We start from the raw sequence: 21,097 nt of genomic DNA, 5'->3' as shown, positions 1-21,097 counted from the left end.
GGTCGCTACCGCCCCTCATCCGCCCTTCGGGCACCTTCTCCCCGTATGGTGACGGGAGAAGCAAGAAGCTTCAATTCCGGTAGGCGGGCTCCTCCTCGTCGAGGATCGCCTTCAGCTCGGAAAGATGGCGCTCGGCCTGGCCGGGATAGTCGTCCATCTCGCTGGCCGTCTTTTCCGCGATCTCGTCGGAGAGCCTGCGCAACGGGCGGCCGGTCCACAGCGCCTTGATGTAGGTCTCGGCGGCGCGCTCGAAATAGAACATGCGGTTGAAGGTGTCGGCGACAGTGTCGCCGATGACCATCACGCCGTGATTGCCCATGACCATCACCTTGACCTTTGGGTCGTTGAGAAGCTGCGAGCAGCGCTCGCCCTCTTCCTCGAAAGCCAGCCCGCCATAGTTGGCATCGACGACATGGCGATTGAAGAACATCGCCGAGTTCTGGTCGATCGGCGGCAGCGTCGAGTCAGCCAGCGAGGCAAGAACCGTAGCGTGGATCGAATGCACATGCATGACGCAGCGCGCATGCGGCACGTTGCGATGAATGGCGCCGTGCAGGCCCCACGCGGTCGGGTCCGGGGCGTTGGGGCCGGACAGCGTGTCGGGGTCGCTGGCGTCGATCAGGAGCAGGTCGCTCGCCTTGATGCGCGAGAAATGTACCTGGTTCGGGTTCATCAGGAACTTGGTGCCGTCCTCGTTGACGGACAGCGAGAAGTGATTGGCCACCGCCTCATGCATGTTCAGGCGCGCGGTCCAGCGGAAGGCGGCCGCGAGATCGACACGCTCTTCGTAGTAAGGCAGGTTGGTCTTCTGCAGGCGGGCAAGGCTCATCGCAAATCCTCCGGTGTCCCGGAGCATGCCGTGCAAGGCGGTGGCCAGCAACCGCAAACTGGTGGGTCAGGCCGTCACGCAGTTCGGTGTCCGAAGACGCTGGCTGCTTCCAATAGTCATTTTACGCAGTTCCGGACGGAAAACCGCTGTGCATTTTTTCCGGGATCGCTCCAAGCCGCGCCGATTGCAGCCCGCCATGCTCGACAATGAAGTCGATCACCTCCTGCAAGCCCTTGCCGCGCGATAGATCGGTGAAGGCGAACGGCCGTTTGCCGCGCATGCGGGCGGCATCCGCCTCCATCACGTCGAGGTTGACGTTCACATAGGGCGCGAGGTCGCTCTTGTTGATGATGAGGAAATCGGAGCGGGTGATGGCCGGGCCGCCCTTGCGCGGGATCTCCTCACCCTGGCAGACCGAGATGACGTAAAGCGTCAGGTCGGCGAGATCCGGCGAGAAGGTGGCGGCGAGATTGTCGCCGCCGGATTCGATGAAAACAATGTCGAGGCCGGGGAACTTCTTGTTCAGCTCGGCGATGGCCCGCAGGTTGATCGAGGCGTCCTCACGAATGGCCGTATGCGGACAGCCGCCGGTCTCGACGCCGACGATGCGATCCTCCGGCAGAGCCTGCAGGCGCGCCAGCATCATGGCGTCCTCCTTGGTGTAGATGTCGTTGGTGACGACGGCGATCGAGAACTGGTCGCGCAGAGCTTTGCAGAGCTTTTCGGTCAGCGTCGTCTTGCCGGAACCGACGGGGCCGCCGATGCCGATGCGAAGGGGACCGTTGGGCTGGCTCATGCCGGAAACTCCGTGATGGCGAGAACCGCGAAGCCTGCCCCGATCAGCAGGCAGAGCGGCGAATAAAGGCGCTGGTCGAGCCGGGCGAAAGGCTGCTCCGGCGCAAGCCGGCGCCACCAGGGCGTGAAGCCGGCTATGCCGCGGCCGAGGAAGACGAGGCCGATGAGCAAGGCGGTGGTGGCGAGCCCCTCTCTCGGAAAGGGCGTGGCGAATAGACCTGCGAGCGCCAGCGGCCAGAGCGTAGCAAGCGCAAGGCAAGCGGCAACCGCGAAGCTCGCCACGGGCGACGGCATCTCGTCGACGCCGCGAAAGCCGACGACGGCACGGGCGCAGGATTTGGCGTCCGTGCCCGGCCAGATGCCGCCGAGGCCCCAATAGACATGCAGCGTGGTGATCAGAAGCAGAACCAAGGAGATGATCAAGGCAAGGATGATCATGAGCGGAACAGTCGCGAATATTGGGTTTCGTGCTGCATGGCCATGATGTCCGACACGAAGGCCGAGCCGCCGAGATCGTCAAGCGAGGACCTCGCCGCGCGGGTCGCCGTCGCAAGTGCCAAAGGCTCGAAGCCGGCCAACAATGATGTGGCATCAACCTGACCGAGGACGCCGAGCCGGATCGCGGCCTGCAGGAGATTGGAGAAGAACGCCTGCAGAAAGGCGGAAAGCGCCTCGGCAAGGCCGATGCCATGGCTGCCGGCAACGGCGCCGACCGCAACGCAATAGGGACAGTCGCTCGGCAGGCGTTCCAGCGCCGGGCATGGCCATGCGGATGCGGCCTTGAGAAAGGCCGCGCCCTGCAGCATGGTTTCGAGGTGGCGCTCCTTTGAACCGGCAAGCGCCTCTGCAAGCGTGGCAAGCTCCGCCAGATCGCCGCCGTCCCGCGCCCGCCGCCAGCTTTCGGCGAACAGCACCGCATCGTTCCAACCGGAGCCCATCTCGACCAGCGTCTCCAGCCAGCCGGCAAGATCGTCGCGATCTGAGATCAGCCCGTCATGCACGGCGCGCTCGATACCATGGCTGTAGGAATAGCCCCCGACCGGAAAGGACGGCGACAGCCAGGCCATCAGCCGCAGCAGCGCTATGCCGGACGGCTGCTCAGTCATGGTGATGGTGATCATGACCATGCTCATGGCGGTCATGACCGTGATGATGGTGATGATGGTCATGCGCGTGGCCGCCATGGTCGTGACCATGTCCGGAATAGGCGCCGCGTACCGGACTGAACGGCTCGGACACTTCGCGCACCACAGCGCCAAGCCCTTCCAGCATCGCTTTGATGACATGGTCGCGCAGGATGAGGATGCGGTCCTCCTCGATCGCCGCTGCGAGATGGCGATTGCCGATATGCCAGGCGAGTTCGGTCAGATGCACGGCGTCGCGGGCGCGGACGTCGTAGACCTCTTCCGGCGCGGCGATAATCTCGAGCTGCCGGCCGTCCTCCAGCACCAGCCGGTCGCCATTGTTGAGCGCCACCGGTTCGGGCAGATCGACCAACACCTTGCTGCCAGTTGCCGTTTCGATGGCGCGGCGGCGCAGATGCCGCTCGTCATGCGCCAGCACGGCCTGGTCATAGGGTGCCACCGCTTCCGCCGCCCCGGCGGATAACACCCGGACGGCGCGCGGGAATTTGGTGAAATCGGTGGTGATGTTGAGCTTCATTTCATGGCTCCGCCATTAGCCTGCGATCTTGCACGAGCGGGTCGCGACAGCACGCGATCAAAATAGGCCTTGACCCGTTCGGATTCGATCGGGAATCGACCGGCGCGTGCCCAACCGCCCATGTCGCCGAGCAGGACATCGACGGCCGAGAAGCGGTCGCCAAGCGCGAACGGCTTGTCGCCAAGCCGCCGATTCAGCGCCTTCACCTCGGAAGCGAAATCATGGGCCGCGGCCGGGCCGACATCGACCCGCAGCTCCTTGGGCAAGATGAAGCGGTGACGCAGCTTGTTCCACAACGGCGCCTCGAATTCCGACTGGGCAAAATGCATCCAGGAATCCATCTCGGCGCGGCCGGCGAGACCGGGACCGGCGCCCATGCCCTTTTCCGCATGCTTGTCCGCCAGATAGACGCAGATCGCCGCCGAATCCGTGATCCTCAGATCGCCGTCGATCAGGATCGGCACCTTGCCGGAAGGATTGAGCGCAAAGGCCTCCGGCGAGCGCAGCTTGACCTCGACGAACTCGTAGGGCTGACCGAGTTCCTCGAGCATCCACAGCACACGGCTGACCCGTGAGCCTCGCGATCCGACAGCTTTGTACATTGTTGAATCTTTGCCTTTTTCCGGACCCTAGACCATCCCAGCCGTCAGACCAATGGCGGTCAAATGAAGATGTCGAAGAGCCGCAGATGGACCAAATCGAACAGCGTTAGAACAGGAAATACCGCTGCGCCATCGGCAGCACCGTCGCCGGCTCGCAGGTCAGCAGCTCGCCGTCGGCGCGGACCTCATAGGTTTCCGGGTCGACCTCGACATGCGGCGTGGCGTCGTTCAGCACCATCGAACGCTTGCCGATGCCGCCGCGCGTGTTCTCGACCGCGACCATGGCCTTCTCCACGCCCAGCCTGCCCTGCAGGCCGGCATCGAAGGCGGCCCTGGAGACGAAAGTCACCGAGGAGTTGGTCAGCGCCTTGCCATAGGCACCGAACATCGGCCGGTAATGCATCGGCTGCGGCGTCGGGATCGAGGCGTTGGGGTCGCCCATGGGTGCTGCGGCGATCGAGCCGCCGACCAGCACCATCTCCGGCTTGACGCCGAAGAAGGCGGGATTCCACAGCACGAGGTCGGCGCGCTTGCCCACCGTCACCGAGCCGATCTCCTTCGACAGGCCATGCGCGATGGCCGGGTTGATGGTGTATTTGGCGATGTAGCGGCGGACGCGGAAATTGTCGTTGTCGCCGGTTTCCTCAGGCAGCGCGCCGCGCTGGCGCTTCATCTTGTCGGCGGTCTGCCAGCAGCGGATCGCCACCTCGCCGACGCGGCCCATGGCCTGACTGTCGGAGGAGATGATCGAGAAGGCGCCGAGGTCGTGCAGTATGTCCTCGGCCGCGATCGTTTCCTTGCGGATGCGGCTTTCGGCAAAGGCGATGTCCTCGGGGATCGAGGGCGACAGATGGTGGCAGACCATCAGCATGTCGAGATGCTCGGCGAGGGTGTTCACCGTGTAGGGCCGGGTCGGATTGGTCGAGGACGGAATGACGTTGGGCAGGCCGCAGACCTTGATGATGTCGGGCGCATGTCCGCCGCCGGCGCCTTCGGTGTGGAAGGCATGGATGGTGCGACCCTGGATCGCCGCGACCGTATCCTCGACGAAGCCCGATTCGTTCAGCGTGTCGGTGTGGATCATCACCTGCACGTCATAGGCGTCGGCGACCGACAGGCAGCAGTCGATCGCGGCCGGCGTCGTGCCCCAGTCCTCATGCAGCTTCAGCGAGCAGGCGCCGGCAAGCACCATTTCCTCGAGCGCTGCCGGCCGGGAGGCATTGCCCTTGCCGGCCAAGCCGATGTTCATCGGGAAGGCGTCGAAGGACTGGATCATGCGCGCCATGTGCCAGGGACCCGGCGTGCAGGTGGTCGCCAAGGTGCCATGCGCAGGACCGGTGCCGCCGCCGAGCATCGTCGTGATGCCGCTCATCAGCGCTTCCTCGATCTGCTGCGGGCAGATGAAGTGGATATGCGCGTCGAAGCCACCGGCGGTCAGGATCTTGCCCTCGCCGGCGATGATCTCGGTGCCGGGACCGATGATGATGGTGACGCCGGCTTGGGTGTCCGGATTGCCGGCCTTGCCGATGGCCGCGATGCGCCCGTCCTTCAGCCCTATGTCGGCCTTGACGATGCCGGCCAGCGCATCGACGACCAGTGCGTTGGTGATCACGGTGTCGACCGCGCCCTCAGCCCGCGCGGCCTGGCTCTGGCCCATGCCGTCGCGGATGACCTTGCCGCCACCGAACTTCACCTCCTCGCCATGCACGGTGAAGTCCTCCTCGACCGCGATGAAGAGTTCGGTGTCGGCCAGCCGTACCTTGTCGCCGACGGTCGGGCCGTACATCTGCGCATAGGCGGCGCGGCTAATTCTGGCCATCAGCGATTGCTCCCGAAATGAAGTTCGATCGAATTTGGGCCGCACATTGTCGCCATCCAATGGTCACGCAATGACCCGCTCGGCGACACTTTGCGTACCCATTTGGCGGTTGAGGTGGCCGAGTCAGCCCAAAACAACCGTTTGCCCAACCGATGGAAGGAATATCCATGCGCAAGACGATACTCTTGGCCGCGGCCGCCACCCTGATGCTGGCGGGCGCTGCAAACGCTCAGCAACAGCCGACCCCGCAACCCCGCCCAGCGCCGGCTGAGCCGGCCACGCCGAAGGCCCAGCCGGGCGTGCCATCCATCCAGAGCGTCAGCATCGTCGACATCACCGAACTGCCCAAGGACACGCAGACCCAGGTCAACCAGATCGTCGCGCAGCGCGGCGACGCCGGCCTGCAGACATTGCGCAAGTCGATCGACGCCACGCCCAAGGTGAAGTCCGCGCTGGAAGCCAAGGGCATCACGTCGGCGCAGGTGATCGCCGCCAGCATGCAGCCGAACGGGGCGCTGACCCTGATCACCAAGAAGGCGAGCTGATCGCGCGCCGGGGCGGGTCGGATTTCGGCCCGCCCGTCCAACGACGCAAGGAACCTTCGCCCGAGAGGAATCGTTTTGCTTTTTTCGCGCCAGCTCGCGCCCCGCAACGAACCCTGTCAGGAGCGGACGATGGCGATCAGCCCGTTCAAGAGCCGACCTTTTATCGCCGCGACCTTCGTCGCGGCACTCGCGACACCTGCCTTCGCGCAGGGCCCGGAAAGCACCGAGACCGTCAACAGGATCGTCGGCTCCGCCGTCAACCAGGAAGAGGCCAGCACGAACGCCGAGATCGGAAAAGTCAGCTCGGCGATCGACCGGACGCGCGAGAACATCAGCGCGGTGCGCAAGACGTCCAAGCTCGACAAGGTCGATATCGTGTTCCTGACCGACGCCGCGCGCAGCGAAGGCGGTCCGCCGCCGGCGATCGAGAGCAAGGTACGGCAGCACAAGGACGACGTCGCGCAACTGCGCCAGGAGATCGAGGCGAACGCGCTGCTGTTCAACGCCATCGATTCCCGCCGCGTGCTGACCGAGGATGTCCTCGCCGTCGAATTCGACGATCCCGGCAAGATCGTCATCTACGCGGCTGCCAAGCCGGCGAAGTGATCGAAGCATCGGGGCAGACCTCACAGCTTGCCCATCACCTTCTGCTGAAATCCGAAGACCTCGCGCTTACCGCCGAGCGGCACCAGCGTCACGTCGCGCTCCTGCCCAGGCTCGAAGCGCATGGCCGTGCCGGCGGCGATGTCGAGCCGCATGCCGCGCGCGCGTTCGCGAGCGAACTTCAGGCCTGCGTTGGTCTCGAAGAAATGATAGTGGCTGCCGACCTGGATCGGCCGATCACCGCTGTTGGCGACTTTCAGCGTGACCGTCGGCAGGCCCTTGTTGAGCTCGATCTCGCCTTCTGCCGTGACGACTTCGCCGGGGATCATCACGAACCTCACAGCACGCCGAAGGCGAGGCCAATGCCGACCGCCGCGCAGGAGGCACCGGCGGCGCGGGTCAGGCCACGAAACCGCGTCCCGAGCCCGAGTGCTGCCGTGATGCCGACGGCGTGCAGAAGCGCCGTCGCAACGGCGAAGCCGGCCACGTATTCGAGGCCGGCTGCTGTCTCCGGCACTTCGGTGCCGTGCGCATGGCCATGGAAGAGAGCAAATAGGCCGATGATCGCGACACCTGCCGAGACCGGCAGGTCTACCGCCAGAGCCACAAGCAGGCCGAGCGCCACGACGGAGGCGAGAATGCCCGGCTCGACGAAGGGAACCGGCACCTGCAGCATTCCGAGCGCGGCGCCGGCCAGCATGACGCCGACGAAGGCAAGCGGCCATGCCCAAACTGCCCTGCCGCCTTTCAGCGCTGCCCACAGGCCGACGGCGATCATCACCGCCACATGGTCGAGGCCGGACATCGGATGCTCAAAGCCGGCGGTGAAAGAGGAGGTGGTGCCGATTCCGACATGGGCATAGGCGGGCATCACGGCTGCCACGAGCAGGATGGCTGCAAGCGTGGTGCGTATCGTCGAACCGAAGATCATCATAGCCTTCCTTCTGAACGTTTTCGGGTCAGGCGGCCTTGGCGGGGCCGCAGCCCTCGGCCTTGAGCACGCGTCTGGTCGAGGCCGGATATTTCTCCAGTTTTGCCGCCGGCCGGATCGGCCGGGGCGAGAAATTGCCGCCGCAGTTCGGGCAGACGCCCCCCAGCACATTCTGGGCACAGTCGGCGCAGAAAGTGCATTCGAAGGTGCAGATCACGGCGTCCGTGGCATCGGGTGCCAAGTCCTTGTCGCAGCATTCGCAGTTAGGCCTGAGCTCCAGCATTGCGCTTCTCCTCACCTGATCGGTTCGTGAACTGTCACCAGCTTGGTGCCGTCGGGAAACGTCGCCTCGACCTGGACGTCGTGGATCATCTCGGCAATGCCGTCCATGACCTGTGCGCGGGTGACGACATGGGCGCCGGCTTCCATCAGCTCGGCCACGGGGCGGCCGTCGCGGGCGCCCTCGACGACGAAGTCGGTGATTAAAGCAATCGCCTCGGGGTGGTTGAGCTTGACGCCGCGTTCCAGCCGCTTGCGCGCCACGATCGCCGCCATGGCGATGAGCAGCTTGTCCTTTTCACGCGGCGTCAAATTCATGCGTCTTTCCAGTATTCAAAACCAAACCATTCGAGGTCAGAGTGACCATAATTTGGGCAGGCCAGCCTGCCCGTTGAGCAGCTCGATGAGCGGTACCAGCCGCTTGCGGAGCCGGTAGCCATCGCCGGCGGCAAGCCTCGCAAGAAGCTTGCCAGATCGGCCGACGCTCCAGAAACTGGCGCCGCCCCGGTCTGCAATGATCGTGCGTGCCGGCTCGAGGAGCATCTCGGCGCGCGGTGAGACCAGGAGCAGCGTCGCAATGGCCACCGCCCCGCCAGCCACCGCCGGGTGCTGAAGCCTGGCCGCTATCTCAGGTTCGATGCGGAAATCTTCGGCATGGACCAGGGCGCCTTCCTGGCGGATCCGCCAACGGTCATGGAAGCTGCCGGCAATCATGCGCTCGCCCATGGCGAGCCGGCCGAAAAGCGTGGCCTCCAGCAGCAGCGCTTCGGCGCCGGCGGCGAGCTCGACATCCAGCGTGCGGGCGAAGGCCGCGCGGTCGAAGACGATTGTCTCCTGCGGCAGCCAGGCGAGGCGGCCACCAGCGCCGACGCCGAGATCGACGCGGGTCTCGGCCCGGTCCGAGGCCGCCCGATAGACCTTCTCGCACGCCTGGGTGGTAATGGAGACCGACGCGCCGGCATCGACCTTCACCTCCCAGGCCAGCCGGTCGCCGCCGGTCAGCCCGCCGGCGGTGTTGATCAGCACGGCCTCCAGCGGATCACCCCGCACGGCGGGCATGCGGATCTTGGCCGATCCGTCCTGATAAAGCCGTTGAAGACGCGTGCGGCCGCCGGCTCTGCCGCAGAAAAGCCTGGCTCGCCCGGCAACCCGTTGAGTGGCCGGCGTCGGGTTCGCGGTCAAGCGAGGCAAGCTATCGTCGATCATGTCCACGGCGCCAACGTTAAGCACTCCGGCCGCTTTGTCGATATAGAGCTTGTTGCTTGACATTGTTTCGGTTTCTATAGAGGGAAGCCACCCTGGAGCGTCACGCGGTGCCTGGCGAGGTAGAAGGCGACGACGTTCGCAGATCCGGGATCAAAGGGCGCTGATCCGTTGGCGTCGGGAAACGACAGGGGAAGGAACCGAATGGCTGACCAGCTGGCGACCGAAATCATCGAGAAGATCAAGGCTCATGCCGAGACCGGGGGCGAGGAAATCACCACCAGCACCGACCTCAACACGCTGGGAATCCATTCGCTGGAGCTCACCGAGATCATCTTCGATCTCGAGGAGAAATACGGCATCGAGATCGAGATGAACACGGTCGATGCCTGGAGCAACCTGAAGAACGTCGGCGACATGGTCGAGGCGGTTCGCGCGCTGATCGCGAAAAAAGCCTGACTGCATGCTGAAACGCGTCGTCATCACCGGCATTGGCGGGATATGCGGGCTCGGCAACGATGTGCCCGCCATCTGGAACGAAATGCGCGCCGGCCGCTCGGCGATCGGCACGATCGAGAATCCGTTCCTGCATGATTTGAAGGTGAAGGTCGGCTGCGAAGTCAAGACGTTGCCGGACCACGGCATCGACCGCAAGCAACTGGTGTCGATGGACCGCTTCAGCCTGCTGGCGGTGATCGCCGCCCGGGAAGCCATGCGGCAGTCCGGCTTGGCGGCGCATGCCGACAACACCTACCGGATGGGTGCCGTCGTCGGCGTCGGCGTCGCCGGCTTCGAGACCATCGAGGAGAATTATCGCGCGATCCTGGTGGATGGGCGCAGCCGCGCCGCCATCTTCACCGTGCCGAAGGTGATGCCGGGTGCGGCAGCCGGCCAGGTCAGCATGAATCTCGGCCTGCGCGGCCCGGTGTTCGGCGTCACCTCGGCCTGCTCGTCGGCCAATCACGCCATCGCCAGCGCCGTCGACCAGATCAGGCTCGGCCGCGCCGACGTGATGGTCGCCGGCGGCACCGAGGCGCCGCTGGTGTGGGGCGTGCTCAAGGGCTGGGAAGCGCTCAGAGTGCTTTCGCCCGATACGTGCCGGCCCTTCTCGGCCGACCGCCAGGGCCTGTCGCTCGGCGAAGGCGCCGGCATGGCGGTGCTGGAAAGCTACGATCACGCCACGGCGCGCGGTGCCACCATCCTGGCCGAGATCGCCGGCACCGGCCTGTCGGCCGACGCCTCCGACATCGTCGCGCCGACCGTCGAGGGACCGGAGGCGGCGATGCGGTTTTGCCTGGCGGATGCCGGGCTCAATCCGGAAGATATCGACTATCTCAACGCGCACGGCACCGGCACCAAGGCCAATGACCAGATCGAGACGGCGGCGATCAAGCGCGTCTTCGGCGAGCACACGCGCGGACTCTCGGTCTCTTCGACAAAGTCCATGCACGCGCACTGCCTCGGCGCGTCGGGCGGGCTGGAGATGATCGCCTGCATCATGGCCATCCGCGACGGGGTCGTGCCGCCGACGGCGAATTTCCGCGAGCCCGACCCCGACTGCGATCTCGACGTGACGCCGAACACGGCGCGCGAGCGCAAGGTGCGTGCTGCGCTCAGCAACAGCTTCGCCTTCGGCGGCACCAATGCGGTGCTGGCCTTCAAGGCGGTCTGATACCGCCCAGCCGGGCTTCATTTTTGTGCATGTCATTTTCGCAAAACCCGCTGCACAGCTTTGCGCGACATGCGGTAGTTCCTTGCGATGCTGCCCCGCGCCTCTCCGCGCAAGCTGGAGCCTTCGATGACCGACCTGTCCGCATTCCCGATCGCCCAGCGCTGGCCGGGCAAGCATCCCGACCGCATCCAGCTCTATTCATGGCCGACACCGAACGGCGTGAAGATCTCGATCGCGCTGGAGGAGATCGGGCTGCCTTACGAGGCGCATCCGGTCAACATCGGCAAGAATGAGAGCTGGACGCCGGAATTCCTGTCGCTCAACCCGAACGGCAAGATACCGGCCATGATCGACCCCGGCGGCCCCGGCGGCAGGCCGATCGGCCTGTTCGAATCGGGCGCCATCCTGCTCTACCTCAGCGACAAGACCGGCAAGCTCATTCCGGCCGACCCGATCCGGCGCTACGAGACAATCCAGTGGGTGTTCTTCCAGATGGCCTCGATCGGGCCGATCTTCGGGCAGGTCGGCTTTTTCAACAAATTCGCCGGGCGCGAGATCGCCGACAAGCGGCCGCTGGAACGCTACCGCGACGAGTCGCGGCGGCTGATCGGCGTGCTGGAGACGCGGCTGAAGGGCCGGCAATGGATCATGGATGACGACTACACGATTGCCGACGTGTCGACCCTCGGCTGGATGCGCAACCTGATCGGTTTCTACGAGGCGCGCGATCTCGTCGGCTTCGATGATTTTCCTGGTGTCGCTGCATGGCTGGAGCGCGGCCTCGCCCGACCCGCCGTGCAGAGAGGCCTGACCGTCCCGGCGCGAGGCTGAGAGCCGGTTTTACTTGGTCTTGGCCTTGGCACCGCCGCGGCCGAGCACGGAGGCTGCAAGGCGCGCAGTGGCGACCACCGCGCCGGTTGCAGCGCTTGCCACGGCCCGGATCGGTCCGGCCTTGCTCGCCGCCGGCTTGTGCGGCTTTGCCGGCTTCGCGGCGACCTTGTGCGTGGCGCCGGGCACTACCTTCTTGGGCGCCGCCTTGCCGAAGCTCGGCTTGGCGTCCTTGGAGCGCTCGGCAACCGCCGGGCCGGCGCCGGCCTTCGCCTGCGTCGCCCTGGACTGACTGGTCCTGCTTCTTGCAGGCGCGGGTTTTCTGGTCTTGGCTGCCATCGGACGGTTCCCTTTTTCTTATCGGCCATAACGGCCCGGAACTCTTAAGGTTCCCGCCCGAAAATATTGAAAATTGAGCGGGTTAACCAATAACCAGATCGGCTGCCCTGCGCCGTGCCAGCACCCGTTCGATGTTGGGCATGTCGTTGGAGGCGATCCAGGCGCGGGCGTCCTCGTCGGAGCGGCCGTGGCCGCGCCAGCGTTCCATCAGCCGGCGCTCTAGCTCGCCCCGCGCCACGTCGACGAAGATGGTGAAGTCGAACAACGGCGCCAGCCGCGACCACGGCTCCTCATCGAGCAGCAAGTAGTTTCCCTCGACCAGGATGAATTTGGTGTCGGCGGAAACGATCTCGGCGGCGGCGCGCGACAATTCCATGCTGCGGTCGAAGACCGGAATGGCAATGTCGGGCTCGCCGGAGCGGATGCGCTTCAACAGCGTCTCGAAGCCGGCGAAGTCGAAGGTCTCCGGCGCGCCCTTGCGCGAGCGCAGGCCGCGGCGGTTGAGAACGATGTCGTCATAGTGGAAGCCGTCCATCGGCACGACCTCGGATGTGCCTTCGGGCAGCAATTCATTGAGGTTCGCCGACAGCGTCGACTTGCCGGATCCCGGCGGCCCGGCGATGGCTACGATGAAGCGCTTGGCTTTGCCGGCACGCTTGAAGATGGCGGCTGCGATATGGGCGATTTCGGACATTCGGCGCCTTTCCGGAAGCGATTTCGGCCGCATCTTGGCGGCAGTCGGCGGAAATTTCAAACCTGCTCTTTGGTGATGGGATTCGATCGCTTGCGGGCCAGTCGGTGCCTTCGCGACTAGCTGGAGCGCCCATCCCTTCGTCATCCATGGGCGGATCAAGGAGCGTAGCAACGCAGCGCAGACCCGAGGATCCATTCCGTGACTTCGGATGTTCCGCCGCGATTCAGAATTCTGCGCCGTTGCGCCCTTCGGCGAAAGTCACGGCATGGATTCCAGGGTCTGCGCGACGGAGCTTCGCTCCTGCTTCGCCCTGGAATGACGACCTCAAGGCTGGCCCGAATGTTCAAGCCGGAGCCGAACGGCCGATACGCAGGAAGTCGCCGTCAAATGGCACCGCCTTCTCCGTGCCATCAGAGCCAAGGATGCGCATTCCCCCACTATCGGTTTCGATGCTCACCGGCGCCTCGGTATCGGCAGCCGGAACCACGCCTATGACATGGCGGAAGGAGACGCTGCGCCCTTCGTTCAGCGCGAAGGCCGTCGCCACGCCCTCATGCTTCAGCCAGTTGTCGCCGAGCGACGCGGCATGGCCGACCGCGGCACGGCCGTCCTCGATGCCGAGCACGCCGAGATGGCGGCCGCTCCAGGGCGCGTAGTCGCGCCCGCCATTGCTGAACCACAGCATCGTCACCGGCAGCTCGTCCGGGTTCTTCAGCACCAGCACCAGGTCCTGCTCGGCGCGGCGGGCGAGCGCCGTCCAGCCCGGTCCGCCGTGATCGGCCTCGACCAAAGTGATGAAATCCTCGCGCCGGTCCTCCATGCGGTAGTCGGTAAGATCGGTGGTGCCGCCGGCGGCGAGCGGGAACCGGGTCAGATCGGTGGCGCGGGCGGGATAGGCGAGCCGGAAACGGCCGCGCGCCGGATCGGGCTCGAGCGGGGTGGGCGGCGTCACCGCCAGGCGCTTCGGCGAGAAGCCGAGCCGCCCGCCGCCCCGCATCACGGTAATCGGATGATGCGCAACGGAGATGGCGCCGGAGCCGCCGGAAAAGACATGTTCCTGATAGAGGAACGGATTGCCGTCGCGAAGTGTGAAAATCTTGTCCACGCTGGCGCCCATTACCTTGCGCCGCAGGCGGAACACGGCCCGCCAGCCGTCGGCAATGGCGCCGTTCTCGACGACGTCCCACGCACTGTTGGCCGGCCAGCCATGCAGGGGTGCGGCCTCGACATCGCTGGTGGAAAACGGCGCGCAGAGGAAATCGCCCGAAAGCCGCACCGTGCCCTCAGGCAGGTTTTGCGGCAGCGTCTCGCGCGGCGCGCCGACCCAGGGCGCGCGGTGCAGCGGGTTGAGGACGTGGCCGTCGGCCTCGACCTCCATGGCGGCGATATGGCCTACCGTCAGATCGAGCGAAACCGAAATGCCCTTTGCACCGATCGTGACCGCGTCCATCGTTCTACCTCGAATCGTTCGGGGCGCCAGCAAAGCCTGCTGAGGGCGCTCGGCGCAAGCGAGGTGATTGGCAATTTGCATCATTGCTTGTCTAGCAGCGGTAGCGCGAGTCGATCACGGTCGACCGCCGGCGCTGCATGATCCCGGCCTCACCCAACGTCCGCCGCCCTTTACCGCTTATACTCCCGCACCGGCGACTTCGTGCCATCGGTGTAAGTCACCTGCACGGCCATCGAATTCACCTCGTCCTTGACCTTGAAGTAGGGCTGGTAGTCGGCGGGGATGGCGTAGGGGTCCTTCGCATCGCAGGGCGGCATGGCAAGCGTCTTGTCGAGCGCGGTGCCGTTCAGGCTGTAACGCACTTCCTTGATGGCGCAGCGGAAGGACAGCATCTGCGTGAAATAGACCAGCCCGTGGTTACCGCTGGCGTCGAAGGCGATCCATGAGGTCCAGAACTGGTCGAGGATCTGCTTGTTGCCCTGCTGCAGGGCCGTGTCCGGATCGAAGCGGATGTCGAACGGACCAGTCTCGCGGCCCCTGATGTCGAGATATTTTATCGCGATGCTGGTGGCCGCGGTGCTGTCGGGCAGCTCGAAACTGGGATTGGGCATCGGCTTGCCGGTGCGCTGGTCGTTCATCGCCATCAGCCCGGTGTCGGTGAACGGGCCGCTTTCGCCGAGCCGCCAGGAAATAGCGGTGGCCGGTTCTGGCAGCGAGATCGTCATCGACCAGCCGGCATTGGAGCGCGTCGGCGTCAGCGTCGGCCTGAAGCGTGACGGATCGAGCACGTCGCCGAGCGCGGCCAGCCGGGTCCGGCTGCGGTCCAGCCAGTCGGCCAACTGGGTCTGGTCGACAAAATATTTGAGCAGGCCGCCGTCTTTTTCATAGGAGACGAACTTGGTCAGCGCCTGCGCCTCGCTACGCTTGTCGGCCAGCGTCTGACTGCCCAGACGGTCCTCGGAGAATTCCTGCGCCTCGAGGAAATAGGCCGGCGCATAGTCCGGATTGGCCGATATGAAGGCGTTGAGCTTGTCGAGGCGCTGAGCGTCGTCGAACTGCAGGAAATGGACAAGCTTGATCGACGGCGCCTTGGCCTTCTCGGCCAAGGTGCCGAACACTTCGCGCGCGCCGGCCTTGCCGTCCTGGACGCGGAGCAGCGTGGCAAAGCGCGTGTAGGGGTCGATGGCGTCGACGTCGAAGCCGGCAAAGGCGAGGTAGGAGCGGCGGGCGTTCAGCATATCGCCGGCCAGCTCATAGACGCGGGCGTTGTGGTAGAACTCGTCGGGGCGTTTGGGGTCGGCGATCGCGCCGCCCTGGGCGGACAGCTGGGCGAAGCCCTTGGCTATTGCGTCGATGGACGCGGCGATCTGCTCGGTCGTCGCCTGCAGCTTGTCGGCCTGGGCCTGCTGCTGCTTCTGCCCGGCAGCCAGGGTGTCGGCGGTCTGCTTGACCGCCTCGACCGTCTTCTGCGTCTCGGCGCCCTGGGCCGCCTGCTGCTGCTGGGCGGAGGCGATCTCTTGCGTCTTCTGCGCCACCGTGTCGGTGGTCTGCTTCACCGCCTCAACCGTCTTTTGCGTCTCGGTGACGGTCTTTTCGATCTTGGCCACCTTCTCGGAAACGATGCCCAGCGACTGCTGCAGCTCGGCCACCGCCGGCACCAGGGCGGCGATGACGCCGTTCTGGGAACTGGTTTCCTGCTGGATGCCATAGACGCCGGCGGCGATCGCAGCCGCACTGGTGGCGAAGATCAGCGCCGGCATGGCCCTCGCCGCCAGAACCAGCCGCAGCACCATGGCGATGGCGATGACCAACGCCGCGACCGCCGCGCCCAGCGCAATATAGGCGGCGAAAGGCCCGAGCGGGTTGAGCACGTCGCCGATCGCGCCGCTGACAAAGGCAAAGCTCGCCGCCCATTTGCCGGTGCGGCTTAGCGATGCCCGCAGCAGCGAGGTCGTACCGGTGGCGATTTCCGACATGCCGATTCCCCCAAATCGATGAAGGCATCATAGCGGGAAGCTGGGGTGGAAGGCAAAGTGGGGGCCGGTGACCGCCAATGCCCTAGATTTGGCATGGAAGCAAAGTAACCCGGCACAAGCCATGAAAGCTGGGCAAACTCGCCGCCACAGCGGTTAACCAGTTGGACGCGGCGGGCGGGTTAGGCTAGCTTCGCCTCGTCTCAGCAACAGCCGCGTCCAGAACAGTCTTGTCCTACCTGCGTTCCTTTCCGCTCATCCAGAAATTGCTGGCCATGCTTGCGCTGTTCATGCTGGTCGCCGGCTGCACCACCGCGGCACCCCCGGAAAGCGTGCTGGCCGTGCCGGCGGCGCCGCAGAAATATGCGGCGATCGTGGTCGACGCCAGCACCGGCAAGCAGCTGTTCGAGGTGAATTCGACGGCGCAGCGCTATCCCGCCTCGCTGACCAAGATGATGACGCTCTATCTGCTGTTCGAGGCGCTGGAGAGCGGCCGGGTGAGCAAGGAGACGCAGATTCCGGTCTCCGGGCACGCCGCCTCGCAGCCGCCGACGAAGCTGCGCTTCCGGCCCGGCGAGACGATCGACGTCGATTCCGCCATCCGTGCGATCGTGGTCAAGTCCGCCAACGACGTGGCAGTGGCGGTGGGCGAATATCTGGGCGGCAGCGAGGACCAGTTCGCCGCCATGATGACGGCCAAGGCGCGCCAGCTCGGCATGACGAGCACCATCTTCCGCAACGCCTCCGGCCTGCCCGATGGCGGCCAGGTGACGAGCGCGCGCGACATGGCGGTGCTGGGAATCGCGCTCAGGCACCGCTTCCCGCAGCATTTCCACTATTTCTCCGAAAGCGACTTCATGTTCCGCGGCCGGCTGGTGCGCGGCCACAACGACATGCTGGGACGCGTGCGCGGCGTCGACGGCATCAAGACAGGTTTTATCCGCGCCTCCGGCTACAACATCGTGACGTCCTACAGCGCCGACGGCCGCCAATTGATCGTGGTGGTGATGGGCGCCGACAGCGCACGGCAGCGCAACGACCATGTCGAGGCGCTGATCCAGCGCAGTCTTACGGCGACCGTGGCGGATGCGCAGCCGAGGCTGATGTATGCCGGGCAGCAGCCGACGGGTTCTCCGCTTCCCGATTCGACGCCGTCCGGTTTGCCGGGTTTGCCATCACAGTAGATCGTCACAAAACAAATCGCCGGCGAAGGATCTCTTTCGCTCGAGGCGGAGGAGGGCAGCGCCACTCTGAGTGCTGCATGCATATCGCTGCTGGGCGCCATGCTGCGTCGCCCGCCCATCACAAGAACTTTACAGAGATGCGGCATTTCACCGTGACAATGGATATGCCGCGCCGGCTTGGCGTATCGTATCGGAAAGACAGGAGCACCGACGATGGCCAGCGACCCCAAAGCGCCCGAGCAGAAAGATAACGAGCAGCAGGAGACCGGCAGCGAATATTTCGAGGCGGCCACCGTTCCGGAAGACGCGCAGGAGGCTGCCGACGAGATCCTCGAAGCGCCGGAGGTGCCGGATTCGGAACCGCATGTGCCGGGAGCAGTGCGGGTCAAGCCGAAGAAGAAGCCGTCGGCGATCAGCGGCCGAAAGTTCCGCAAGCGCGACCTGGTGCGCATCGACGATCTCAGGCCGAGCCTTGCCGACCGCATCCGCTCCGACCATCCCGACCTGCCGCGCGGCGCCCGCATCAGCCGCGAGGAGCTGGGCCGCTACCGCATGCGCTACATGGAGGAACTGCTGCAGCAGGAGCACGGCGAATTCTCCGAGCTCGACCGCCAGGTGGTGGAATCGATCGCCAGGCAGGACACCATCTCGGAGAACTCCGAAGAGGAATTCGAGGAGCACCGCTCCTTCGCCGACCGCGTCTCCGACAACATGGCCGAGTTCGGCGGCAGCTGGTGGTTCCTGATCTCCTTCGCCGGCGTGCTGTTCCTGTGGATCGGCATCAACCTGTTCGAGGGCGTGGCGTCCGCCTTCGATCCCTACCCATTCATCCTGCTCAACCTCCTGCTCTCCTGCATCGCCGCCATCCAGGCGCCGGTGATCATGATGAGCCAGAAGCGGCAGGAGGCAAAAGACCGGCTGCGCTCCTTCAACGACTACCGGGTGAATCTGAAGGCCGAGCTGGAAGTGCGGCACCTGCACGAAAAGCTCGACTACCTGATCTCGCGCCAATGGCAGCGGCTGGCCGAGATGCAGCAGATGCAGCTCGACGCCATGCACGAACTTACCGGCGCCAAGAAGCCGAAGCGCGCGGCGCGGGGGGTGCGGCGGCGGGCGGTGAAGAGCGAGATGGCGGGGTGAGACGGCGGCATTCGCTCAGGAGATAGCGCGCTCAAGCCAGGCCGCGCTTGCCAGAACGGCGGCGGAGAGATCGTTCGCTTCGGGCGCCGGGATGTCGCCCGCTGCTGCCGAAGCCCAAGCTGGCGGTCACGGGCCTCAATGCCTCGCCATTCCAATTGGCCGTTGAAGCGCGCGTCTGCTTCCGCTAAGAAGCCGTGGCTGGCCGGCTCACTGGCCGGTTCGTTTTCCGGTTTCCCGGGAAGCACCCGTAGCTCAGCTGGATAGAGCGCTGCCCTCCGAAGGCAGAGGTCACAAGTTCGAATCTTGTCGGGTGCGCCAAAAAATCAAGTGCTTAGCTATTGTGTGTGTGGGCGACACCAGTTTCCCCCACGGCGTCTCGATGAATTTGCGATATTCTGTTCGAGTTCATCGCGCGGAAGTTCAAGCCGACAAACCAAAGAATAACCTGCCGTACTCCTTGGCCTTTACATAAGCGTCTGCTAAAATTCGCTCCTGCAGGGAGCCGGTGCCGCAATGCGAGCCAAGCTTCTGCGCGGCAGCGATGTCGGGTGGCTGCGTAATTGCACCCCGGCCAACGCTGTCGATGATGCCGTCTCGCCGTTGAAAATCCCAGAACTCATCAGAGAGGATGCAATGATCAAGCGGCGCATGTGGGGGATAGGGGTTTCGTGGGTTCTTTGGCTTTTGACACTGCCCGCCCAGGCGAGCGCCTTGGGTGATCTTGTCAGGCATGGCGACGTCGCAGGGGTGGCTTCCGCCTTGGACAAAGGAGCCGCTATCAACGAAGTAGACGGTGTTACTGCGCTCTATATCGCCTGCGAAGCCGGCAATGCCGAGTTGGCAAAACTTCTGATCAATCGCGGGGCGGACGTCAACCTGCCGGTCAGCTGGCAAAGGACGCCACTCTACGCCGCCAACAAGGCTGGTCATGCCGACGTCGTGAAATTGTTGCTCGACAATGGGGCCAATCCAAATCAGGTGGCGAAAGCGCAAACCCCGCTGCACGTGGCTGCCGAGAATGGCTGCCTTCAGTGCGTCATCTATCTTGTGGATGCTGGCGCAGACGTCAATGCACTGACATCGAATGGAAATCCGCCCATACATCTGGCCAAGCTCAGTGGTCATGAAGACATCGCGGCCTACTTACGCGGGCACGGCGCCGGACGACCGGCCGTTGCGCCGATTTCGGCACGACTTGCATCGGCAAGCGCTGAATCGGGCAAAGAGATTTTCGACGGTATCTGCGGGGCTTGTCATCTTGCATCGCCGAGCCTCAAGATTCCCAAACGGGTCAATCTGTGGGGCGTGGTGGGGCGCCCGAAGGCTTCACAAAGCGATGTCCCCTATTCGTCATCTCTGAAGGACGCCGGCGGCACATGGACCTTTGAGGAGCTCAATTCCTTTATCTCAAACCCCGCATTCACCTTTCCTGGGACAGATATGATTTTCCCGGGCCTACAGGACGAGAAGAAGCGAGCGGACCTGATTGCTTACCTGCGGACCTTGAGCGACGCGCCGTTGCCGCTTCCGAATTGATTGCGGCTGTGATGCCAACTGGCGAAGCTTCGGGCCTCGCAATCCTCATCGGCTGACACACGGTCCCGGTTGTGGAAATCCCACTTCGCCGGGCCGCCGCCCGGCCATCGATGCGGCGCTATTCCCGCCCAACCATACCCCTGCAAGCCCAAGCCACGTTGGCAAACGATCGCGGCCCATCCGGCCGCCCTGCCTCATAGGCATCCCGGACCGCCGCCTCCACGCGCTCCCTCTCATCGCCCCCCAGCGTGGTCATGTACTTGCCGAGCGGACCTTCGCCGGCGCCGATCGGGGCCCAGTAGTCGGCGAAATTCTCGTAGTCCATGCGGATCATCAGCTCGGTCTCGGTGACGTCGGCAAGACCGGCTTCGACGAAGGTACGCTTCATCTCGCCGGGCTGCATCATCGGCTGGAAGCAATAGCGGCTGCGCATCTGGCGGCCGGCTTCGCTCAGCGCGGCAGCCGTGTCGATCATCATGCGCATGCCGGGCATGCCGCCGTAGTGGTCCCACACCACGGCCGCGACCACGCCGCCCGGCCGCACCACGCGACGCATCTCGGCGACCGCCTTGCCGGTCTCCGGCACGAAGTGGAGCACCAGCAAAGCCAGCGCGCGGTCGAAGCCGTCGTCCTCGAATGGCAGGGCGGTGGCGTCGGCTTGGGCGATGGTGATGCGCGGATCGCTGTTGCGCTGCCTCGCCGACTCGACGAACACCGGCGAGAAATCGATCGCCTGGATCTCGGCGAGAGCGGCGGATTTCGCCAGCTCGAAGGTCAGGCTGCCGGTGCCGCAGCCGACATCGAGGATCTTTTCGCCGGCGCCGAGACCGGCGAAGTCGATGAATTTGGGGGCCAGCCTGCGGCTCCAGCGGCCCATGAGCTGCTCATAGCCAGAGGCGGCGTGAACGGTGAAGCTCGAGGTCATTTCGCCCTCCCTTCGCTTGGTTCAGGCGCTTGGTTCAGGCTAAACCGCGAGGGGAAGGATGCCAAGCCGCGAGTGCCGGGGCGACCGC

Annotated in this window: 26 protein-coding genes and 1 tRNA gene; 9 read left to right on the top strand and 18 right to left on the bottom strand. The window is 64.8% G+C overall.

What is annotated here, in order from left to right:
• Positions 1 to 70: 70 nt before the first annotated feature.
• From EN818_RS13295 to ureC, 7 genes are all read right to left on the bottom strand, one after another.
• Positions 71 to 829 (bottom strand): class II aldolase and adducin N-terminal domain-containing protein, encoded by a 759-nt coding sequence (locus EN818_RS13295; protein WP_095805083.1) that lies wholly within the window; start codon positions 827 to 829, stop codon positions 71 to 73.
• 121 nt (positions 830 to 950) lie between these two features.
• Positions 951 to 1,625, bottom strand: a complete 675-nt coding sequence (gene ureG, locus EN818_RS13290) for an urease accessory protein UreG (protein WP_095805084.1) — start codon at positions 1,623 to 1,625, stop codon at positions 951 to 953.
• Positions 1,622 to 2,062: a DUF3995 domain-containing protein gene (locus tag EN818_RS13285; RefSeq protein WP_095805085.1), complete on the bottom strand. Its 441-nt coding sequence runs from the start codon at positions 2,060 to 2,062 to the stop codon at positions 1,622 to 1,624. Before EN818_RS13285 ends, ureG begins: the two co-directional genes overlap by 4 nt.
• Positions 2,059 to 2,766: an urease accessory protein UreF gene (locus EN818_RS13280; RefSeq protein ID WP_245454877.1), complete on the bottom strand. Its 708-nt coding sequence runs from the start codon at positions 2,764 to 2,766 to the stop codon at positions 2,059 to 2,061. Before EN818_RS13280 ends, EN818_RS13285 begins: the two co-directional genes overlap by 4 nt.
• Entirely contained in the window at positions 2,723 to 3,286 is a 564-nt protein-coding gene (ureE, locus tag EN818_RS13275; protein WP_095805086.1) for an urease accessory protein UreE, read from the bottom strand. Before ureE ends, EN818_RS13280 begins: the two co-directional genes overlap by 44 nt.
• The gene (locus tag EN818_RS13270) at positions 3,283 to 3,888 is read right to left on the bottom strand and encodes a glutathione S-transferase family protein (protein ID WP_095805087.1); all 606 of its coding nucleotides are present in this window, start codon (positions 3,886 to 3,888) and stop codon (positions 3,283 to 3,285) included. The genes ureE and EN818_RS13270 overlap by 4 nt, the downstream gene beginning before the upstream one ends.
• Before the next feature lie 106 nt (positions 3,889 to 3,994).
• Entirely contained in the window at positions 3,995 to 5,710 is a 1,716-nt protein-coding gene (gene ureC, locus EN818_RS13265; protein WP_165350084.1) for an urease subunit alpha, read from the bottom strand.
• A gap of 164 nt (positions 5,711 to 5,874) precedes the next feature.
• On the opposite strand from ureC, the gene EN818_RS13260 reads away from it, so the two are divergent.
• Complete coding sequence (locus EN818_RS13260) at positions 5,875 to 6,252, top strand: hypothetical protein (protein WP_095805089.1); 378 nt, start codon at positions 5,875 to 5,877, stop codon at positions 6,250 to 6,252.
• A gap of 129 nt (positions 6,253 to 6,381) precedes the next feature.
• Complete coding sequence (locus EN818_RS13255) at positions 6,382 to 6,858, top strand: hypothetical protein (protein WP_095805090.1); 477 nt, start codon at positions 6,382 to 6,384, stop codon at positions 6,856 to 6,858.
• Between the two features lie 20 nt (positions 6,859 to 6,878).
• Here the strand turns inward: EN818_RS13255 and EN818_RS13250 are convergent, their stop codons facing one another.
• The 5 genes from EN818_RS13250 to EN818_RS13230 are packed head-to-tail and all read right to left on the bottom strand — an operon-like array spanning position 6,879 to position 9,271.
• Positions 6,879 to 7,184, bottom strand: coding sequence for an urease subunit beta (locus EN818_RS13250; protein WP_095805422.1), 306 nt, complete (start codon positions 7,182 to 7,184; stop codon positions 6,879 to 6,881).
• A gap of 8 nt (positions 7,185 to 7,192) precedes the next feature.
• Positions 7,193 to 7,786, bottom strand: coding sequence for a HupE/UreJ family protein (locus tag EN818_RS13245; RefSeq protein WP_095805423.1), 594 nt, complete (start codon positions 7,784 to 7,786; stop codon positions 7,193 to 7,195).
• Positions 7,787 to 7,814: 28 nt separating this feature from the next.
• Positions 7,815 to 8,069, bottom strand: coding sequence for a DUF1272 domain-containing protein (locus EN818_RS13240; protein WP_095805091.1), 255 nt, complete (start codon positions 8,067 to 8,069; stop codon positions 7,815 to 7,817).
• 11 nt (positions 8,070 to 8,080) lie between these two features.
• On the bottom strand, positions 8,081 to 8,383 hold the full coding sequence (locus EN818_RS13235) for an urease subunit gamma (RefSeq protein WP_095805092.1): 303 nt from the start codon (positions 8,381 to 8,383) through the stop codon (positions 8,081 to 8,083).
• Positions 8,384 to 8,419: 36 nt separating this feature from the next.
• On the bottom strand, positions 8,420 to 9,271 hold the full coding sequence (locus EN818_RS13230) for an urease accessory protein UreD (RefSeq protein WP_095805424.1): 852 nt from the start codon (positions 9,269 to 9,271) through the stop codon (positions 8,420 to 8,422).
• 201 nt (positions 9,272 to 9,472) lie between these two features.
• Between EN818_RS13230 and EN818_RS13225 the strand changes: the two genes are divergently transcribed.
• From EN818_RS13225 to EN818_RS13215, 3 genes are all read left to right on the top strand, one after another.
• Positions 9,473 to 9,727 (top strand): acyl carrier protein, encoded by a 255-nt coding sequence (locus EN818_RS13225; RefSeq protein ID WP_095805093.1) that lies wholly within the window; start codon positions 9,473 to 9,475, stop codon positions 9,725 to 9,727.
• A gap of 4 nt (positions 9,728 to 9,731) precedes the next feature.
• A complete protein-coding gene (locus EN818_RS13220; RefSeq protein WP_095805094.1) occupies positions 9,732 to 10,940 on the top strand; it encodes a beta-ketoacyl-[acyl-carrier-protein] synthase family protein in 1,209 nt (402 codons plus the stop codon).
• Positions 10,941 to 11,066: 126 nt separating this feature from the next.
• Complete coding sequence (locus EN818_RS13215; protein WP_129553551.1) at positions 11,067 to 11,771, top strand: glutathione S-transferase N-terminal domain-containing protein; 705 nt, start codon at positions 11,067 to 11,069, stop codon at positions 11,769 to 11,771.
• A 9-nt stretch (positions 11,772 to 11,780) separates the two neighbouring features.
• Here EN818_RS13215 and EN818_RS13210 read toward each other — a convergent pair whose 3' ends face one another.
• The 4 genes from EN818_RS13210 to EN818_RS13195 form a co-directional block, all read right to left on the bottom strand.
• On the bottom strand, positions 11,781 to 12,107 hold the full coding sequence (locus tag EN818_RS13210) for a hypothetical protein (RefSeq protein WP_095805095.1): 327 nt from the start codon (positions 12,105 to 12,107) through the stop codon (positions 11,781 to 11,783).
• 82 nt (positions 12,108 to 12,189) lie between these two features.
• On the bottom strand, positions 12,190 to 12,801 hold the full coding sequence (locus tag EN818_RS13205; RefSeq protein ID WP_095805426.1) for a nucleoside triphosphate hydrolase: 612 nt from the start codon (positions 12,799 to 12,801) through the stop codon (positions 12,190 to 12,192).
• Between the two features lie 343 nt (positions 12,802 to 13,144).
• Positions 13,145 to 14,251 carry a hypothetical protein gene (locus tag EN818_RS13200; RefSeq protein ID WP_095805096.1) on the bottom strand — a complete coding sequence of 369 codons (1,107 nt, stop codon included), beginning with the start codon at positions 14,249 to 14,251 and terminating at the stop codon, positions 13,145 to 13,147.
• A 170-nt stretch (positions 14,252 to 14,421) separates the two neighbouring features.
• On the bottom strand, positions 14,422 to 16,227 hold the full coding sequence (locus tag EN818_RS13195) for a chemotaxis protein (RefSeq protein WP_095805097.1): 1,806 nt from the start codon (positions 16,225 to 16,227) through the stop codon (positions 14,422 to 14,424).
• 227 nt (positions 16,228 to 16,454) lie between these two features.
• On the opposite strand from EN818_RS13195, the gene EN818_RS13190 reads away from it, so the two are divergent.
• The 3 genes from EN818_RS13190 (at position 16,455) to EN818_RS13180 (ending at position 18,866) form a co-directional block, all read left to right on the top strand.
• Positions 16,455 to 17,408, top strand: a complete 954-nt coding sequence (locus EN818_RS13190; protein ID WP_095805098.1) for a D-alanyl-D-alanine carboxypeptidase family protein — start codon at positions 16,455 to 16,457, stop codon at positions 17,406 to 17,408.
• Between the two features lie 213 nt (positions 17,409 to 17,621).
• Entirely contained in the window at positions 17,622 to 18,548 is a 927-nt protein-coding gene (locus EN818_RS13185; protein WP_135904572.1) for a DUF1003 domain-containing protein, read from the top strand.
• A 241-nt stretch (positions 18,549 to 18,789) separates the two neighbouring features.
• A tRNA-Arg gene (locus tag EN818_RS13180) sits at positions 18,790 to 18,866 on the top strand.
• A gap of 102 nt (positions 18,867 to 18,968) precedes the next feature.
• Here the strand turns inward: EN818_RS13180 and EN818_RS32675 are convergent.
• Positions 18,969 to 19,280: a hypothetical protein gene (locus EN818_RS32675; RefSeq protein WP_176478338.1), complete on the bottom strand. Its 312-nt coding sequence runs from the start codon at positions 19,278 to 19,280 to the stop codon at positions 18,969 to 18,971.
• On the opposite strand from EN818_RS32675, the gene EN818_RS13175 reads away from it, so the two are divergent.
• Entirely contained in the window at positions 19,260 to 20,084 is an 825-nt protein-coding gene (locus EN818_RS13175) for an ankyrin repeat domain-containing protein (protein ID WP_176478339.1), read from the top strand. The genes EN818_RS32675 and EN818_RS13175 overlap by 21 nt on opposite strands.
• 118 nt (positions 20,085 to 20,202) lie before the next feature.
• On the opposite strand, the gene EN818_RS13170 is transcribed toward EN818_RS13175, so the two are convergent.
• On the bottom strand, positions 20,203 to 21,009 hold the full coding sequence (locus EN818_RS13170) for a class I SAM-dependent methyltransferase (RefSeq protein ID WP_095805101.1): 807 nt from the start codon (positions 21,007 to 21,009) through the stop codon (positions 20,203 to 20,205).
• Positions 21,010 to 21,097: the final 88 nt, after the last annotated feature.

Origin of the sequence: Mesorhizobium sp. M3A.F.Ca.ET.175.01.1.1, from assembly GCF_004791945.1 — a bacterium.
GTDB lineage: Bacteria > Pseudomonadota > Alphaproteobacteria > Rhizobiales > Rhizobiaceae > Mesorhizobium.
Note: the sequence above shows the minus strand (reverse complement) of the source record. Positions and strands in the feature narration are given on the sequence as shown.

What these genes read in the sequence shown, in the direction of transcription:
- EN818_RS13295 (WP_095805083.1), bottom strand. Translation starts at nt 829, where the DNA reads ATGAGCCTTGCCCGCCTGCAGAAGACCAACCTGCCTTACTACGAAGAG.
- ureG (WP_095805084.1), bottom strand. Translation starts at nt 1,625, where the DNA reads ATGAGCCAGCCCAACGGTCCCCTTCGCATCGGCATCGGCGGCCCCGTC.
- EN818_RS13285 (WP_095805085.1), bottom strand. Translation starts at nt 2,062, where the DNA reads ATGATCATCCTTGCCTTGATCATCTCCTTGGTTCTGCTTCTGATCACC.
- EN818_RS13280 (WP_245454877.1), bottom strand. Translation starts at nt 2,766, where the DNA reads ATGACCGCCATGAGCATGGTCATGATCACCATCACCATGACTGAGCAG.
- ureE (WP_095805086.1), bottom strand. Translation starts at nt 3,286, where the DNA reads ATGAAGCTCAACATCACCACCGATTTCACCAAATTCCCGCGCGCCGTC.
- EN818_RS13270 (WP_095805087.1), bottom strand. Translation starts at nt 3,888, where the DNA reads ATGTACAAAGCTGTCGGATCGCGAGGCTCACGGGTCAGCCGTGTGCTG.
- EN818_RS13260 (WP_095805089.1), top strand. Translation starts at nt 5,875, where the DNA reads ATGCGCAAGACGATACTCTTGGCCGCGGCCGCCACCCTGATGCTGGCG.
- EN818_RS13255 (WP_095805090.1), top strand. Translation starts at nt 6,382, where the DNA reads ATGGCGATCAGCCCGTTCAAGAGCCGACCTTTTATCGCCGCGACCTTC.
- EN818_RS13250 (WP_095805422.1), bottom strand. Translation starts at nt 7,184, where the DNA reads ATGATCCCCGGCGAAGTCGTCACGGCAGAAGGCGAGATCGAGCTCAAC.
- EN818_RS13245 (WP_095805423.1), bottom strand. Translation starts at nt 7,786, where the DNA reads ATGATCTTCGGTTCGACGATACGCACCACGCTTGCAGCCATCCTGCTC.
- EN818_RS13240 (WP_095805091.1), bottom strand. Translation starts at nt 8,069, where the DNA reads ATGCTGGAGCTCAGGCCTAACTGCGAATGCTGCGACAAGGACTTGGCA.
- EN818_RS13235 (WP_095805092.1), bottom strand. Translation starts at nt 8,383, where the DNA reads ATGAATTTGACGCCGCGTGAAAAGGACAAGCTGCTCATCGCCATGGCG.
- EN818_RS13230 (WP_095805424.1), bottom strand. Translation starts at nt 9,271, where the DNA reads ATGATCGACGATAGCTTGCCTCGCTTGACCGCGAACCCGACGCCGGCC.
- EN818_RS13225 (WP_095805093.1), top strand. Translation starts at nt 9,473, where the DNA reads ATGGCTGACCAGCTGGCGACCGAAATCATCGAGAAGATCAAGGCTCAT.
- EN818_RS13220 (WP_095805094.1), top strand. Translation starts at nt 9,732, where the DNA reads ATGCTGAAACGCGTCGTCATCACCGGCATTGGCGGGATATGCGGGCTC.
- EN818_RS13215 (WP_129553551.1), top strand. Translation starts at nt 11,067, where the DNA reads ATGACCGACCTGTCCGCATTCCCGATCGCCCAGCGCTGGCCGGGCAAG.
- EN818_RS13210 (WP_095805095.1), bottom strand. Translation starts at nt 12,107, where the DNA reads ATGGCAGCCAAGACCAGAAAACCCGCGCCTGCAAGAAGCAGGACCAGT.
- EN818_RS13205 (WP_095805426.1), bottom strand. Translation starts at nt 12,801, where the DNA reads ATGTCCGAAATCGCCCATATCGCAGCCGCCATCTTCAAGCGTGCCGGC.
- EN818_RS13200 (WP_095805096.1), bottom strand. Translation starts at nt 14,251, where the DNA reads ATGGACGCGGTCACGATCGGTGCAAAGGGCATTTCGGTTTCGCTCGAT.
- EN818_RS13195 (WP_095805097.1), bottom strand. Translation starts at nt 16,227, where the DNA reads ATGTCGGAAATCGCCACCGGTACGACCTCGCTGCTGCGGGCATCGCTA.
- EN818_RS13185 (WP_135904572.1), top strand. Translation starts at nt 17,622, where the DNA reads ATGGCCAGCGACCCCAAAGCGCCCGAGCAGAAAGATAACGAGCAGCAG.
- EN818_RS32675 (WP_176478338.1), bottom strand. Translation starts at nt 19,280, where the DNA reads ATGCCTGACAAGATCACCCAAGGCGCTCGCCTGGGCGGGCAGTGTCAA.
- EN818_RS13170 (WP_095805101.1), bottom strand. Translation starts at nt 21,009, where the DNA reads ATGACCTCGAGCTTCACCGTTCACGCCGCCTCTGGCTATGAGCAGCTC.